General features: G+C 56.0%; 16 protein-coding genes and 1 tRNA gene. 6 read left to right on the top strand and 11 right to left on the bottom strand.

The features are described from left to right. Window positions 1–2: 2 nt before the first annotated feature. From rfbC to AC4BCN_RS27465, 7 genes are all read right to left on the bottom strand, one after another. Complete coding sequence (gene rfbC / locus AC4BCN_RS27495) at window positions 3–548, bottom strand: dTDP-4-dehydrorhamnose 3,5-epimerase (protein WP_139248403.1); 546 nt, start codon at window positions 546–548, stop codon at window positions 3–5. Between the two features lie 9 nt (window positions 549–557). Then, window positions 558–1,451, bottom strand: a complete 894-nt coding sequence (gene rfbA / locus AC4BCN_RS27490) for a glucose-1-phosphate thymidylyltransferase RfbA (protein WP_072454890.1) — start codon at window positions 1,449–1,451, stop codon at window positions 558–560. Further along, window positions 1,451–2,530 (bottom strand): dTDP-glucose 4,6-dehydratase, encoded by a 1,080-nt coding sequence (gene rfbB, locus AC4BCN_RS27485; RefSeq protein ID WP_072454891.1) that lies wholly within the window; start codon window positions 2,528–2,530, stop codon window positions 1,451–1,453. Before rfbB ends, rfbA begins: the two co-directional genes overlap by 1 nt. A 54-nt stretch (window positions 2,531–2,584) precedes the next feature. Next, on the bottom strand, window positions 2,585–4,048 hold the full coding sequence (gene wbaP / locus AC4BCN_RS27480) for an undecaprenyl-phosphate galactose phosphotransferase WbaP (protein WP_081368237.1): 1,464 nt from the start codon (window positions 4,046–4,048) through the stop codon (window positions 2,585–2,587). Window positions 4,049–4,127: 79 nt separating this feature from the next. Beyond that, the gene (locus AC4BCN_RS27475; RefSeq protein ID WP_072454892.1) at window positions 4,128–5,546 is read right to left on the bottom strand and encodes a mannose-1-phosphate guanylyltransferase/mannose-6-phosphate isomerase; all 1,419 of its coding nucleotides are present in this window, start codon (window positions 5,544–5,546) and stop codon (window positions 4,128–4,130) included. A gap of 234 nt (window positions 5,547–5,780) precedes the next feature. Beyond that, window positions 5,781–6,140 (bottom strand): diacylglycerol kinase, encoded by a 360-nt coding sequence (locus tag AC4BCN_RS27470; protein WP_338679973.1) that lies wholly within the window; start codon window positions 6,138–6,140, stop codon window positions 5,781–5,783. Window positions 6,141–6,441: 301 nt separating this feature from the next. Beyond that, complete coding sequence (locus AC4BCN_RS27465; protein WP_139143361.1) at window positions 6,442–6,681, bottom strand: hypothetical protein; 240 nt, start codon at window positions 6,679–6,681, stop codon at window positions 6,442–6,444. A gap of 298 nt (window positions 6,682–6,979) precedes the next feature. Here AC4BCN_RS27465 and AC4BCN_RS27460 point away from each other — a divergent pair. Together AC4BCN_RS27460 and AC4BCN_RS27455 are read left to right on the top strand one after the other, a co-directional pair. Next, window positions 6,980–7,053 (top strand) — tRNA-Gly (locus AC4BCN_RS27460). 298 nt (window positions 7,054–7,351) lie between these two features. Continuing rightward, a complete protein-coding gene (locus AC4BCN_RS27455; RefSeq protein ID WP_338679972.1) occupies window positions 7,352–8,143 on the top strand; it encodes a S1 family peptidase in 792 nt (263 codons plus the stop codon). 91 nt (window positions 8,144–8,234) lie between these two features. On the opposite strand, the gene AC4BCN_RS27450 is transcribed toward AC4BCN_RS27455, so the two are convergent. The 4 genes from AC4BCN_RS27450 to AC4BCN_RS27435 are packed head-to-tail and all read right to left on the bottom strand — an operon-like array spanning window position 8,235 to window position 9,857. Beyond that, complete coding sequence (locus AC4BCN_RS27450) at window positions 8,235–9,224, bottom strand: tyrosine-type recombinase/integrase (RefSeq protein ID WP_338679971.1); 990 nt, start codon at window positions 9,222–9,224, stop codon at window positions 8,235–8,237. 19 nt (window positions 9,225–9,243) lie between these two features. Then, a complete protein-coding gene (locus AC4BCN_RS27445; RefSeq protein WP_128089133.1) occupies window positions 9,244–9,489 on the bottom strand; it encodes a DUF4224 domain-containing protein in 246 nt (81 codons plus the stop codon). A 9-nt stretch (window positions 9,490–9,498) separates the two neighbouring features. Beyond that, window positions 9,499–9,711 carry a hypothetical protein gene (locus tag AC4BCN_RS27440; RefSeq protein ID WP_338679968.1) on the bottom strand — a complete coding sequence of 71 codons (213 nt, stop codon included), beginning with the start codon at window positions 9,709–9,711 and terminating at the stop codon, window positions 9,499–9,501. After that, window positions 9,705–9,857 (bottom strand): hypothetical protein, encoded by a 153-nt coding sequence (locus AC4BCN_RS27435; RefSeq protein ID WP_175445091.1) that lies wholly within the window; start codon window positions 9,855–9,857, stop codon window positions 9,705–9,707. Before AC4BCN_RS27435 ends, AC4BCN_RS27440 begins: the two co-directional genes overlap by 7 nt. A gap of 94 nt (window positions 9,858–9,951) precedes the next feature. On the opposite strand from AC4BCN_RS27435, the gene AC4BCN_RS27430 reads away from it, so the two are divergent. From AC4BCN_RS27430 to AC4BCN_RS27415, 4 genes are all read left to right on the top strand, one after another. Then, entirely contained in the window at window positions 9,952–11,670 is a 1,719-nt protein-coding gene (locus AC4BCN_RS27430; protein WP_338679967.1) for a terminase large subunit domain-containing protein, read from the top strand. Between the two features lie 14 nt (window positions 11,671–11,684). Beyond that, window positions 11,685–12,731 (top strand): phage portal protein, encoded by a 1,047-nt coding sequence (locus tag AC4BCN_RS27425; RefSeq protein WP_338682392.1) that lies wholly within the window; start codon window positions 11,685–11,687, stop codon window positions 12,729–12,731. After that, window positions 12,728–12,943, top strand: a complete 216-nt coding sequence (locus AC4BCN_RS27420) for a hypothetical protein (protein WP_128140258.1) — start codon at window positions 12,728–12,730, stop codon at window positions 12,941–12,943. The genes AC4BCN_RS27425 and AC4BCN_RS27420 overlap by 4 nt, the downstream gene beginning before the upstream one ends. Before the next feature lie 472 nt (window positions 12,944–13,415). Continuing rightward, window positions 13,416–13,802 carry a hypothetical protein gene (locus AC4BCN_RS27415; protein ID WP_338679966.1) on the top strand — a complete coding sequence of 129 codons (387 nt, stop codon included), beginning with the start codon at window positions 13,416–13,418 and terminating at the stop codon, window positions 13,800–13,802. Window positions 13,803–13,998: the final 196 nt, after the last annotated feature.

The following is a 13,998-nucleotide window of genomic DNA, read 5'->3' as shown; positions in this document are numbered from 1 at the left end:
GGTCAGGCAAAAACGTCGGCATTGGCCAGCAAGGTACCGACTTTATCTTTGCCGGACAGCAGCGGTTCGCCATCGAGTGGCCACTCAATGCCGATGGCCGGATCGTTCCACAGGAGGCTGCGTTCGAACTCTGGTGCCCAGTAGTCGGTTGTCTTGTAGAGGAACTCGGCGCTGTCGCTGGTGACCACGAAGCCGTGCGCAAAGCCTTCCGGTATCCACAGCTGGCGTTTGTTGGCCGCAGATAAGGTCACGCCTACCCAATGGCCAAACGTCGGAGAGCTCTTGCGCAGGTCAACGGCAACGTCGAAGACTTCGCCGGCCGTCACACGCACCAGCTTGCCTTGCGGCTGCTGGATTTGGTAGTGTAAGCCGCGCAACACGCCCTTGGCCGATTTGGAGTGATTGTCCTGCACGAAATCGCGTGTGACACCGGTCAGTTCGGCAAAGCGCTTCTGGTTGAAGCTTTCGTAGAAAAAGCCGCGATCATCGCCAAACACGGTGGGTTCGAGGATCAGGACATCAGGTATGGCGGTGGTTTGAATTTTCATTTTCAGGCTTTAGTATATTTTCTCTTCGAGCAAGCGCAGCAGGTATTGGCCGTAAGCGTTCTTTTTCAAGGGTTGCGCCAATGCCTCGAGCTTGGCCGCGTCGATGTAACCGCGACGGTAGGCGATTTCTTCTGGGCAGGCAACTTTCAAGCCCTGGCGGTTCTCGATTGTGGCGATGAATTGGCCCGCTTCCAATAGAGATTCATGTGTGCCCGTATCAAGCCAGGCCATGCCGCGCCCCATCAGTTCGACGTTCAATTGCCCGCGTTCCAGATAGGTGCGGTTGACATCCGTGATTTCCAGCTCGCCACGTGCTGACGGGGCAATGCCGGCAGCGATATCGCACACCTGGCTGTCGTAGAAATACAGGCCGGTGACGGCGTAGTTCGATTTTGGCTTGAGCGGCTTTTCCTCGATGCTGATGGCGCGACGTTGCGCGTCGAAATCGACGACGCCATAACGTTCCGGATCGTGCACGTGATAGGCGAATACGGTCGAGCCGCTCGTGCGTGCCGAGGCTTCGCGCAACTGCGTTTCAAAGTCATGGCCGTAATAGATGTTGTCGCCCAGAATTAGGGCCGACGGTGCATCGCCGACAAATTCTTTGCCGATGATGAACGCCTGTGCCAAGCCGTCCGGAGTCGGCTGCACGGCGTAGCTGAGCTTGATGCCCCACTGGCTGCCGTCACCCAGTAACTCGTGGAAGCGCGGTGTATCTTGTGGCGTGGAAATGATCAGGATGTCGCGTATGCCGGCCAGCATCAGCGTGGTCAGCGGATAGTAGATCATCGGCTTGTCATACACGGGCAGCAGCTGCTTCGATACGGCCATGGTGACGGGATACAGGCGCGTGCCGGAACCGCCAGCGAGAATAATGCCCTTGCGTTCGATGGTGGTTCCCATTATTTTTGCTCCTGGGCCGTCTCGCGTGCCGCGTAGTTTTTCTCGACCCACTTCAGGTAATCGCCCGACTGCACATCGCGTACCCAGGCCTGGTTGTCCAGGTACCACTGAACCGTCTTGCGGATGCCGGTGGCGAAGGTTTCGGCCGGCTTCCAGCCCAGTTCGCGCTCGATCTTGCGTGCGTCGATAGCATAGCGGCGGTCATGGCCCGGGCGATCCTGCACATAGGTGATTTGTTCGCGATAGCTGCCGGATGCCTTGGGATCGAGCGTATCGAGGATGTCGCACAAGGTATGGACGACTTCCAGGTTGGCCATTTCATTCCAGCCGCCGACGTTGTAGACCTCGCCCAGGCGTCCTGCTTCCAGGACGCGGCGGATCGCCGAGCAATGGTCGCCCACGTACAGCCAGTCGCGCACCTGCATGCCATCGCCATAGATAGGCAAGGCTTTGCCGGCACGGGCATTGCTGATGATGAGCGGAATCAGCTTTTCCGGGAAATGGAAGGAGCCATAGTTGTTCGAGCAGTTGGTGGTGAGCACCGGCATGCCATACGTATGGAAATACGCGCGCACCAGATGATCGGACGCCGCTTTCGATGCCGAATAGGGGCTGTTTGGTGCATACGGCGTTGTTTCCGTGAATGGTGGGTCACCCGGTCCCAGGGTGCCGTAAACCTCGTCGGTCGAGACGTGCAGGAAGCGGAAACCGTCCTTGGCTTCGCCTGTCAGACCAGACCAGTAAGCGCGTGCCGCTTCGAGTAGGCTGAAAGTGCCATTGACATTGGTTGAAATGAATTCGCCGGGGCTATGGATCGAGCGATCGACATGGCTCTCAGCGGCAAAATGCACGATGGCGCGGGGCTGGTGTTCGGCCAGCAGGCGGGAGATGTGGGCGGTATCGCAAATATCGCCGCGTACGAAGATATGCCGCGGGTCTTGCTCCAGACTGGCCAGATTGCTGAGATTGCCAGCATAGGTCAGTTTGTCAAAATTGACCACGGGCTCATCGTTGAGCGCCAGCCAGTCGCGTACAAAATTGGAACCGATGAAGCCGGCGCCGCCAGTAACTAAGATCATATTGTTATCCTTTTCTTGCTGTGTAAATTATCAAATTTTACACTGTATATTTTGTTAATACGCGCCATCCTTCTTGAAGATGACTTTGACTGTTTTCAGCAGAATGACGATGTCGTTGAACAGAGACCAGTTCTTGACGTACCAGGCATCGAGATAAACGCGCGTATCATAGCTCACGTCGTTCCTGCCGCTTACTTGCCATAGGCCTGTGACCCCGGGTTTCGCCTCAAGATAATAGTCGATCTGGTTGCCGTAGCGCTCCAGTTCCGCATCGACAACCGGGCGCGGACCGACCAGGCTCATTTCGCCCTTCAGTACGTTCCACAGTTGCGGCAGTTCATCAAGGCTGGTGCGGCGCAGGAAGTGGCCGATCGAGGTGATGCGCGGGTCGTTTTTTAGTTTGAAATCACGGTCCCACTCGGCACGGGCTTCAGGATCGCGTTCCAGTAATTCCTTCAGCAAAACGTCGGCATTCACGGCCATGGTGCGGAACTTGTAGCAAAGAAAATGCTTGCCATTCTGACCTACGCGTTTGTGGCCGTAGAAGATGGGACGGCCCGATGCCATGACCTTGGCTGCGATCCACAGCAAGACGGGGGCGCCGATGATCAGTACGCCGACCGAGGCTATCAGATCAAAGCAGCGTTTAATCAGCTGCAAGCCTGGCCGCGCCAGGTTATTGCGCATGGTCAGCAGCAGCACTTCATGTGCAAAGAAATGGTTCACTTCCATGCCGTACAGGGGAAGTCCACGGACGGCAGGTACTACTTGCATATTGGCAACGCAACGGCTGACCTGCTGGATCATGCCCTGATAAGCGTCGATGCCGCCTTGCTCCAGGGCGACAACCGTATGTGGGTCGCCCAGCAGTTTAAGCGTTTGTTCCGGTTTTTCGCCCAGCTGAATGCAGGGCACAATTTGCTTGCTGCGGTTGACATAACGATGTTCGAGGCGGCCTTGACCTTCGGGGATCAGGAACGCAATCAGGCGGTAGCCCATTAACGCTTCCTCATCGAAAGCGCGTGCTGTTTGCAAGGCGTTGTCACCCCATCCGATGATGACCATGGGCCGTATCCAGCCGCCAGCTTTCATCAGCAGGTATTTGATCATGCCACGCAGCAGCAAGACACAGCATGGCACCAGCAGCCAGGTAGCCAGCAGTGCCTCGCGTGAGGAGTCGCGCTTGTCGAGGAAGACCAGGGCAGCATCGATCAAGCCCATGACCATGACGATCTTCAGGAGTTCCTTGATTTCATTCGAGTACGGACGGCGCTTGGCATGATGCCCCTTCAGCTTGAAGATAGCCACAGTGACCAGAGATAGCAGGCTGTAACTGAGCAGGCGCGAGCTATCCAGCCCGAAGCTGTTCAAGTCGGTGGCATCGAGGATCCATTTGCCAGCAAACCAGAATGCCATGAACATGGCAAGTGCATCGGCAAAGGTGAGAAAATATTTTTCTGCCCTATTGCTGCAATACCATTTCACTTCTTGTACAAAGATGCCTTCGATTGGTTTCATGATGACTTGCTAAACCTTATAAACTTCAGTGTGAATTTTTTTGCGATGCCGACTGCGTGGTGATGACGTATCTGATGAGTCAAGCGCGGCCGTAGCGGTCTTCAAAGCGGACAATATCGTCTTCCCCAAGGTAGCTGCCTGATTGAATTTCAATCAATTCCAGCGGTAGCTTGCCTGGGTTGGCCAGAGAATGGACAACGCCGAGGGGGATGTAGGTGGACTGGTTTTCGGTCAGCAAATATTCCTTGTCGCCATTGGTGATCTGGGCAGTGCCCGATACCACGATCCAGTGCTCGGCGCGGTGGTGATGCATTTGCAATGACAGCTTGGCGCCAGGCTTGACCGTAATCCGCTTGACCTGGAAGCGGTCGCCATTGCCGATGGAATCATAGGAACCCCACGGACGGAAGACTTCACGGTGCATGGTGGCTTCGGGGCGTTCCCTGGCGATCAGTTGCGCGACCATGGATTTCGTTTGTTGTGCCTGATCCGCATCCATGACCAGCACGGCATCGGCTGTTTCGACGATCACGGTATTGCGCATACCGATGGCGGTGACCAGGCGGCTACCGCTGTGCACCAGGCAATCGTTGCAATCCTGGATCAGTACATCGCCGTGGGTGCTATTCTGGCTGGCATCCTTTTCCGCCACATCGAGTACGGCTTTCCATGAGCCGATATCATTCCAGCCCGCATCGAGGGCGATGGTCGAGGCATGGCTGGTGCGCTCCATGACGGCGTAGTCGACGGCGATATCGGGACTGGCAGCGTAGGCATCCTTGTCCAGGCGAATGAAGTCAAGGTCGCTCTTCGCGGCGGCAATGGCAGCGCGGCAAGCGGCCAGTACGGCAGGTTGGAAACGCTCAAGCTCTTCCAGGTAACGGCTGGCGCGGAACAGGAACATGCCGCTGTTCCAGAAGTAATCGCCGCTGGCAATATATTGTTCTGCAAGCGCCAGGGCCGGCTTTTCGACGAATTCAAGTACGCGCTGGATCTGCCCGGTTGCCATGCCTTCGGCGCGGATATAGCCGTATCCTGTTTCTGGTCCCGTTGGCGTGATGCCAAAAGTCAGCAAATTACCTGCTTCAGCAGCCGTGCGTGCCAGCGCGATCGCGCGATGGAAAGCCGGGGTATCCAGTATGACGTGATCCGATGGCAGCACCAGCAAGAGTGGATCTTCGCCGTTCTCCATCGCATGCAAGGCGGCTGAGGCGATCGCCGGCGCCGTATTGCGGCGCATGGGTTCAAGTAACATGCGGCTATTTTCCAGGCCGATTTCACGCACTTGTTCTGCGACAATGAAACGCGAGGATTCGTTGCATACCAGTAGTGCTGGCGACACAGTATCAATGCCTGCCAGGCGCTGCAGCGTTTGTTGCAGCATGCTGCCTTGAGTGGACAAGCGCAGAAACTGCTTTGGGAACGCCTCCCGTGAAAGCGGCCATAAACGTGTGCCGGAACCGCCGCAAAGAATCACTGGTACGAGGGAGATAGTCATTTATGCATCATTGTAAATTGGATAGAGCTGAGTCATTCATCATTTGACATGTATTAAAACTTGCTTGGTTGCCGCGCTCGGATACGGTGGCATACGTACTGGCAAAAAATTAATATTGTCGATGGGGCAATATTTTAATAAATTACAAGAATCTTTGTACTCTCTTTCGACGCTATAGAATCAACGACACGCACTTTAGCGCGTCCAGTATTGTAGTTTGCTGCCCCTGTATTCTTATTGGTACGCAACGTTTTCAAGCAAAAAAGCAACAAATACGCACACGGCCGTCAAACTGAGGAGCAATACTGCTCCCGCTGCACAGTCCTTGGCAATCTTGATGCTCGGATGCAGCGACGGATGCAAGTGATCGATCAGGTGCTCCAGCGCGGTGTTAAACAATTCCGCAGCCAGAATCAGGCCACAATTGAGCAATAGCAGAGCCCACCACAGCAAGGAAGGTTTGTACCAGCAGAGCACGATGAGTACCATCAAGGCAGCCAGGCATTGCAGGCGAAAGCTCGATTCCAGGCGGAAGGCGGCGCTTATTCCTTGCAGAGCAAATCCCATGCGCTTGAAGAAAGATTGGTTCTTCATGGCAACTGTAGCGATGGCGTGGGATATGTCAATGGCATGAAAGCGGATCTCTTAAGAAATGGATGAGGATCGCAGGCGTGATCATACGATATGTCATCATTCGTACACAGCAGAAAGACTGCTGCCAATCTTTTTGATGTTGGATAAAAAGTAAAAAAGCCCGTTTTCAAATGAAAAGGGCTTTTATTGCAATAGCTAAGATATTTGAGTATGTCAACTATTGCGGTACCAGGCCTTCATCTTTCGGCTTGAGATCAAGCTGCAGAATGGACCTACCTGTCGCTGCCTGGGCAGCCAGGTATTAATGGTGGGTTGGGGTCGTGTGCGCGGTAGTCGAATCCGAGCTGGCGGCACCGGCCACAACGGCAACTGCTGCGCCGATTGCGATCATGGTGCTGACGCTCAGGCCGGCAACGGTGGTGCCGGCAGCTGCGCCAGCTGCTGGTGCAGCTGCTGCTGGTGCAGGAGCTGGGGCCGATTGAGCCATGGCTTGTGCGGAAGCGAAGCACAGGATTGCCGAAGCGATCAGAATTTTCTTCATGGGATATCCTTTTAGGTTGAACAGCGGGAATGCCAAACTGTCACGCGATTGTAGCAACATTTCTCCTGCTAGTCTGCGCCACACAGTTCACGGTAACAATAATTTATTCTATTTTAGCTGTATACCAAGTTATTCACGGTGTCTGATAAACCGCGATGTTGTTCTCTATCAACAAACCGCTATCGTGCCGATGTGGTTGCCTATGCGTTTTGTCACATGTCGCGAGAATTCCTGACGAGTTCGAACGAGCCGCACAAGTTTGCCAACTCCTTGCCATCGCGCGTAAAATGCAGGCTTCGCGGGTGTAGCTCAATGGTAGAGCAGAAGCTTCCCAAGCTTACGACGAGGGTTCGATTCCCTTCACCCGCTCCAATGAAAAACGGCGGAAAACTTGTTTCCGCTGCTCCTCAAGGCCTCCGCCGCTCCACAAAGCTATCATTCGCAACCTTTGAGGTAACGATGTCTCAGGGACAGTTGCCGTCTATCATCTTCTTTTTTCCGACATCGAGTAGCAGTTCTGGGGTGACAATACGTGACTTTTCCCTGCAGGCAATTTGCTATCCTCTTGAGTTCCTGTTGTCAAAAGCGAACAAATGATAGCGAGGGGCCATATGCCGAGGAATCGGACAAACAGCACGATCTGGATCTTAAGGAAGATATGAGCAATATAATGAAGAAGGCACTCGTAATAGTATGTTTGATGACGCTGGCAAGTTGTGCTGCGCGTAGTCATGGCCCATCTCTTCCTGATAACGCGTCCCTGGTTTTTCCCTCGGATTTGATGTCGGAGAAATCTCCTTTTGTTGAGATTGAGGTTGTTACTGATGGCGCAACATCATCGGGCGGTGGGGTGTGGTTAGGTGATGGTCAGGTTCTTACTGCGGCGCATATTTTTCTAGGAGTAAAGTCACCAGCTGATCCAATATTTGTGACTGTCCACGGCCAAAAAGTGAAGGCTGACGTTGTTTTCCACGGCCAGCCGCCCCACAACGATCTGCTATTGCTGAAAATTGATCAGACATCGTTCCCTGCCTCGCTGACAAAGGTTGTCCCGCCTAAGATTTGTGCAGACGTAGAGCCGGTTGGCGCGCAACTTTATATCCCTTCCCGCGACTCGGTTTATCAAACTTACGCCTCCCCAGCAGGCACGGTTATGTATAAGGGGAAAACTTGGTCCAATTCGACAACGGCGCTTCTTAGTCATGGCATATCTGGTAGCCCCGTTTATCAGGGAAAATCTGGCTGTCTTGCAGGTATCGTAAGTCGAATGGACATTCAGGCAAGCGGGACCGGCTCCCCTCAAAAACAACAGGCATGCATGAAAGCTACCCTTCAAGGAGAGGATGCTCATCTAGGTGTGACATGCACTGTTGATGCCAAAACAATCTTTATGACTGCGGATGATATTCAAGAATTTTTAAAAGAAGCCAGAACATATCTGCAGAGTCGAAGTGCCGGATAAACAGGTATCGTTCTTTCGATAATTTTGATGCGAATTCAAGGTTGAGGGAACGCTGAGAATAGTTTTATTCTTAGTTAGTCAACCTTGAATTCTACTTCGTGGGTGCCACAATCTTTCCTCGTCGCAAGTAGTGCCGTTGGGTTGTCTTCACGCTGTCGTGTCCCAAAAGATCGCTGGCCGCCTGGTCGCCGCGGTCATCCGAAGTATCATCAGCAGCCTTCGCGCGCAGGTCGTAGAACCAAAATGCCATGATGTCCTGAGCCAGCTCCGGTACATGCTTGGCCGCCCGTTTTTTTGCCGCGTCAAAGTGCGTGCGAAGCGCTGGCGCGGTTAGGCGTTTGCCGTGAATATTGGTCAGCAGCGCACCCGTCACGATCTTGTGCGTTGCTTTGCGCATTCGGATGCGTTCCATTAGCTTGGCCAGCTCTCCGGTGATGGTGATGCGCAGCGGCTGCTTGGTTTTCTCTTGCGTAATGACTAGGTGCCCTTCAATGATGTCTTGTTCAGTCATGCGCAATGCATCCGCTGGACGCTGGCCAGTCAGGTAAGCCAAGTCCATCGCATCCCGTAGCGGCGCGCTGCCGTGCATGCGTACAGCAGAGAACACTGCATCCGTAATGTAGACGGTACGCTTTGCCAGTGAGTGGCCTTGGATGCCCTCGCAAGGGTTCGGCAGGTCAGTGTAGCCCCAGCCGCGCGCATGGTTCCACATGGTGGAGAAAACCCGTTTGCAACGGTTAGCTGTGGTCGGCTTGTCGGCGTGGTCATCTAAGAACTGCCGAATGTGCATCGGCTTGATCTGCTCAAGCGGGGCCTCGGAAAAGGCTGCCAGCAGGTGCTTGATGTCTGACCGGTACATGCGCGCTGAACTGGCGGCGAGTTTTGGGACCGCCTCGACCAGGTAGCGTGTTTCCACATCGGAGAACGTCGCGTTGGCAATATGCTCTACCACGAGGTTCAGCTCAGCATATTTTTTTAGGGCCAGGATGAAGTCTGGCCCAAGTGGAATTTCCTTACGCGGTTTGTCCTTGGTGTACATGTAGTAGTACACCTTTCCGCTGCGCTGGATACGCGGATGCATGCACGGCGGCATGTTCAAATTACGTGTGTTTCGTCGGCCCATTTTTATTGATCCTTGGCATTACCCATGTTTTTTCCCGTGGCGCTTCCTTGCGCCCCTCAACTGCAGCGACCGCGACAACCGGCCGCCCGATGGCATTGACCCAAAAGGGGAGCCCCATCTTCCGCAGTGCCTCAATTTGCTTCGTTTTCATCTTCCGGCCGGTCAGGGCGCAAATATCGTCCATCGACAGGAAGGTGGCATTCGTCGCGATGCGGTCCGCCATACCGTGTCCCTAACTCAATGCGGGCGAGATTGCGGCCAGCGGCACGGCGCGGAACATGCCCGCCCACTGGTGATCCAGCTCGACCCACGCATGCAACTCGCCATTGCCCACGTCGCGGCGCAGGTCGTTGACGGTGCCGACCTGGTAGCCTTCATCGGTATCGAATGTCACGCGGTCGCCCAGGGCGATTTGCCGCGGTGAATCGGTCAGGGTGTTCAGCATTGCGGTGCTCCTTTCAGTTTGGCGGTAACGCCGCACACGCCGTAGCGGTCGATGGCGGCATCGATCACGTCGCCGCTGGATGCGGCAACCTCAAAAAATTCAAAGCGTTCGGTTTGCGTGCGAACGATCACGGCAAAGGTGCTCATGTGCCATCCCCTTCAAGGGGTGGGGAGTCAGAGACGATCAGCCGGGGATAGGGGCAGGCGTTGACGGCCGCCCAGGCGGCAATCACGGCTGTTTTTGCCTCGTCGGGCAGGTTGGCCACGGGCGCCGCTGGCGGCGTGGCCGGGGCAGGGCGGTCGGGGTGCGTACAGTTATTTACACGAGTCCGAGTGGGACAAGGCGCAAGCCATCGAGCACGTCGAAGCGTCGGCCGAGTTGCGCCTGGTGAAACTGATCGAAAAAGAGGTCAAGAGCGGTAGCGATTACAAGGAAATTGACTTGCTGGCGCGCACCATCGTGCAGATGGCGCGCGTGCGCCGCTATGAGCAGCCGGGCGGCAATGAGGTCGACCTCAATCCCAAGCTGGCGAACCGCAATGCGGGTCCGAAGAAGAAGCCGACGCGCAACGATTTCAGCGAAGAACAGAAAATCCAGCTGCTGGGCGCCTTCCAGGATTCGCTCTTCGACTATCAAAAGGTCTGGTATCGCAACGGCGACCAGCGCACGCGCGCCATCCTCAAAAGCCGCCAGATCGGCGCCACCTGGTACTTTGCCCGCGAGGCGCTGGCCGACGCCATGGAAACAGGCCGCAACCAGATTTTCCTGTCGGCGTCGAAGTCGCAGGCCCACGTCTTCAAGCAATACATCGTGCAATTCGCGCGCGAGGCGGCCGGCATCGAGCTGACGGGCGATCCTATCGTGCTGCCGAACGGCGCGCATCTGTACTTCCTGGGCACCAATGCGCGCACGGCGCAGGGCTACCACGGCAATTTCTACTTCGATGAATTCTTCTGGACACAGAATTTCCAGGAACTCAACAAGGTGGCCTCGGGCATGGCCATCCACAAGAAATGGCGCAAAACCTATTTCTCAACGCCATCCTCGACCACGCACCAGGCCTATTCATTCTGGACGGGCGAACTGTTCAACAAGCGCCGCGCCAAGGCGGATCAGGTGAACATCGATGTGAGCCATGGCCGCCTCTCGTCGGGTTTTACGGGCGAGGACAAAATTTGGCGCCAGATCGTCACCATCCTGGACGCCGAGCGCGGCGGCTGCAACCTGTTCGACATCGACGAGCTGCGCAACTTCGAATACAGCCCCGACCAGTTCGACAACCTGCTGATGTGCAACTTTATCGACGACTCGGCCTCGGTCTTCCCGCTGGCCGAGCTGCAGCGCTGCATGGTCGATTCCTGGGTGGAGTGGGACGACTACAAACCGTTGCTGGGCCTGCGCCCGTTCGGCAACCGGCCCGTGTGGATCGGCTACGACCCGGCCTTGAACGGCGACAGCGCCGGCTGCGTGGTGCTGGCGCCGCCGATGACGGCAGGCGGCAAGTTCCGCATTCTGGAGCGCCACCAGTGGCGTGGCCAGAGCTTCGAGGATCACGCCGACGCCATCCGCCAGATGACCGGCCGCTACAACGTCGAGTACATCGGCATCGACACGACTGGCATGGGCATCGGCGTGCTACCGATCGTGCGCGGCTTCTTCCCGGCTGTCACGGCGCTGAACTACTCGCCCGAAGTTAAAACCCGCATGGTGCTGAAAGCCAAAAACATCATCAGCAAGGGCCGGCTGGAGTTCGACGCCGGCTGGACCGATATCGCGCAATCCTTCATGGCCATCCACAAGACCCTCACCCCCAGCGGGCGGCACGTGACCTATGTCGCCGGCCGCAGCGATGAAACCGGCCACGCCGATCTGGCGTGGGCCTGCATGCACGCCCTCGATCACGAGCCATTCGAAGGCACCACCGACAACCACCACTCTTTCATGGAGATTTATTCTTGAACAAAGCACGACACATGCGCGCGCGCGGCCGGCAGGCCCAGGGCGCACCATCAACAGCGGCCACGGCGCCGGCCGCCGCCGGCATCGAGGCGTTTTCCTTCGGCGACCCCACGCCCGTGCTCGAGCACGCCGACATTCTCGACTGCTTCGAATGCTGGAAGAACGGCCACTGGTATGAGCCGCCCGTCAACCTGGCCGGCCTGGCCAAGTCCTTCAATGCTGGCGTGCACCACAGCAGCGCGATTCACTTCAAGGCCAACGTGCTGGCGTCCACCCTGATTCCCAGCAAGTACCTGTCGCGTGACGCCTTCAAGCGCATGGCCCTGGACTTCCTGACGTTCGGCAATGCTTATCTGGAAGACCGGCCCAGCCGCAGCGGCAAGGCGCTAAGCTATCAGCATGCCCTGGCCAAGTACATGCGGCGCGGTGTCGATCTGGATACCTATTATTTTGTGAACGGCTATCAGGCCGTGCACCAGTTCGACAAGGGCCGCGTCTTCCACCTGATGGAACCGGACGTGAATCAGGAGCTGTACGGCGTTCCGCAGTACTTGAGCGCCCTGCAATCGGCCTGGCTCAACGAGGCGGCCACGCTGTTCCGCCGCAAGTACTACAAGAACGGTTCGCACGCCGGTTTCGTCTTCTACATGACCGACGCGGCAGCGAATACCCAAGACGTCGATAACCTTCGCCAGGCCATGCGCGACAGCAAGGGGCCGGGCAACTTCCGCAACCTGTTCATGTACGCGCCGAACGGCAAGAAGGACGGCATCCAGATTCTGCCGGTGTCGGATGTGGCCGCCAAGGACGAGTTTTTCAACATCAAGAGCGTCACGCGCGACGACCAGCTGGCCGCGCACCGCGTGCCGCCGCAGCTCATGGGCATCCTACCGAACAATGCCGGCGGCTTCGGCGCCGTGGAACCGGCCGCGGGCGTCTTCGCGCCCAACGAGCTGGTGCCGCTGCAGGCGCAGTTCATGGCGATCAACGAGTGGGCCGGCGTAGAAGTGGTGCGCTTCGCCCCGTATGACCTGGCCAAGGGCGGGGAGGGCGCGGCATGAGCGACCATATCGACAACACGGACAAGATCATCTTTGCCGAGGTGGCGCGCGGCCTGGCCGCTGTGCGGCGCCGGCCGGGCCTCGCGGCGCATGGCTGCTGCCACTACTGCGACGAGGCGCTGGCGCCCGCGCTGCTGTTCTGCAACGTGGACTGCCGCGACGATTACGAGAAGGAGCTGGCGGCCAAGACCCGTGCCGGTCGCACAGGATGACCGACACGCCGCGCTAGCTGGCAGGGCAGGGGCGCGACAGCCCAGCCGCGCCAGAGCGCCCCAGCCACCGCACAAGCCGCCCATGAGGCGGCTTTTTCACGTCCCGCCGAATGATGTTGCTCCAGAGGCAAGAAAAAGTCCCATTTCGGCCCGGCGCGCGCAGTTGTCCCCCCTCCACACCTGCCCGCTATATAGGGGTCTTTTGACTCAAATTTGCGCCATGGCCGAAGGCGCATGAGGACTGGCGCGGCGGGGCGAAGAGGGGGCATGCGATTTGACGCATTTTGACGCAGTTTGAATAGCTGCTGGAAGGCATGGCAGCATCTCCGTGTATGTTAATGTGTTTTTGGCAATGCTCCTAAATGTTCCTGCTTCTTAGATTGATCCTATATCGGGTTTGACGCGATCCTGTTTTGGGGTTATAGTTCTTTCCTGGATTTTTCATTCAACGTTACACAAAAGACAGGACCATATGCCAAACCGTAAACCCTCAGAAGTCGCATTGATGATAATTGTCTTGCTCGTTCGCTCTGGCGAAAAGCGAGGAAGAATTAGTAAGAAGACACTTCAGTTGGTCTCTAAGAGATCTGTGATCAGAGCATCTTTTGTTGTCAAACTGCAGAGCATAATGGATGACTATGGGTATATTTTCACTGAGATTGACGGCGGGGGATATGGCATCATGCCTAGCCAATCTTTACGGGCTGCCAAAGCAATTACTGTAAAGAATCATTGTAACGATGAGGTCTTACGACGTCAGATTCATAAGGGCACTGGTTTGAAGGATGAGCAGAAAAACAGCTTAATGATCGAAATTATGGGAGGCGGTGGAGAACATGATGACGATGCGGACGAATAGTAGCTTCAACCGTGCCTTTTAGTTGCAATCCGAATAATGCTTGATGAAAGTATTTTCATTTTCAGATATGAGGTCGCACTTGTGGCCATGCGAAAATTACCTGAAATTGCCTCAGCCGGGTGGCTGCCGCTGTGAGCGCGAGAGTAAGCGAAAGCTGTTTTTTTGAGCCAAGTTTTAATTAGCGAAATTCCTATTC

This window comes from Janthinobacterium sp. Bl 1 (assembly GCF_058215535.1).
Note: the sequence above shows the minus strand (reverse complement) of the source record. Positions and strands in the feature narration are given on the sequence as shown.

What these genes read in the sequence shown, in the direction of transcription:
- rfbC (WP_139248403.1), bottom strand. Translation starts at nt 548, where the DNA reads ATGAAAATTCAAACCACCGCCATACCTGATGTCCTGATCCTCGAACCC.
- rfbA (WP_072454890.1), bottom strand. Translation starts at nt 1,451, where the DNA reads ATGGGAACCACCATCGAACGCAAGGGCATTATTCTCGCTGGCGGTTCC.
- rfbB (WP_072454891.1), bottom strand. Translation starts at nt 2,530, where the DNA reads ATGATCTTAGTTACTGGCGGCGCCGGCTTCATCGGTTCCAATTTTGTA.
- wbaP (WP_081368237.1), bottom strand. Translation starts at nt 4,048, where the DNA reads ATGAAACCAATCGAAGGCATCTTTGTACAAGAAGTGAAATGGTATTGC.
- AC4BCN_RS27475 (WP_072454892.1), bottom strand. Translation starts at nt 5,546, where the DNA reads ATGACTATCTCCCTCGTACCAGTGATTCTTTGCGGCGGTTCCGGCACA.
- AC4BCN_RS27470 (WP_338679973.1), bottom strand. Translation starts at nt 6,140, where the DNA reads ATGAAGAACCAATCTTTCTTCAAGCGCATGGGATTTGCTCTGCAAGGA.
- AC4BCN_RS27465 (WP_139143361.1), bottom strand. Translation starts at nt 6,681, where the DNA reads ATGAAGAAAATTCTGATCGCTTCGGCAATCCTGTGCTTCGCTTCCGCA.
- AC4BCN_RS27455 (WP_338679972.1), top strand. Translation starts at nt 7,352, where the DNA reads ATGAAGAAGGCACTCGTAATAGTATGTTTGATGACGCTGGCAAGTTGT.
- AC4BCN_RS27450 (WP_338679971.1), bottom strand. Translation starts at nt 9,224, where the DNA reads ATGCATCCGCGTATCCAGCGCAGCGGAAAGGTGTACTACTACATGTAC.
- AC4BCN_RS27445 (WP_128089133.1), bottom strand. Translation starts at nt 9,489, where the DNA reads ATGGCGGACCGCATCGCGACGAATGCCACCTTCCTGTCGATGGACGAT.
- AC4BCN_RS27440 (WP_338679968.1), bottom strand. Translation starts at nt 9,711, where the DNA reads ATGCTGAACACCCTGACCGATTCACCGCGGCAAATCGCCCTGGGCGAC.
- AC4BCN_RS27435 (WP_175445091.1), bottom strand. Translation starts at nt 9,857, where the DNA reads ATGAGCACCTTTGCCGTGATCGTTCGCACGCAAACCGAACGCTTTGAA.
- AC4BCN_RS27425 (WP_338682392.1), top strand. Translation starts at nt 11,685, where the DNA reads ATGCGCGCGCGCGGCCGGCAGGCCCAGGGCGCACCATCAACAGCGGCC.
- AC4BCN_RS27420 (WP_128140258.1), top strand. Translation starts at nt 12,728, where the DNA reads ATGAGCGACCATATCGACAACACGGACAAGATCATCTTTGCCGAGGTG.
- AC4BCN_RS27415 (WP_338679966.1), top strand. Translation starts at nt 13,416, where the DNA reads ATGCCAAACCGTAAACCCTCAGAAGTCGCATTGATGATAATTGTCTTG.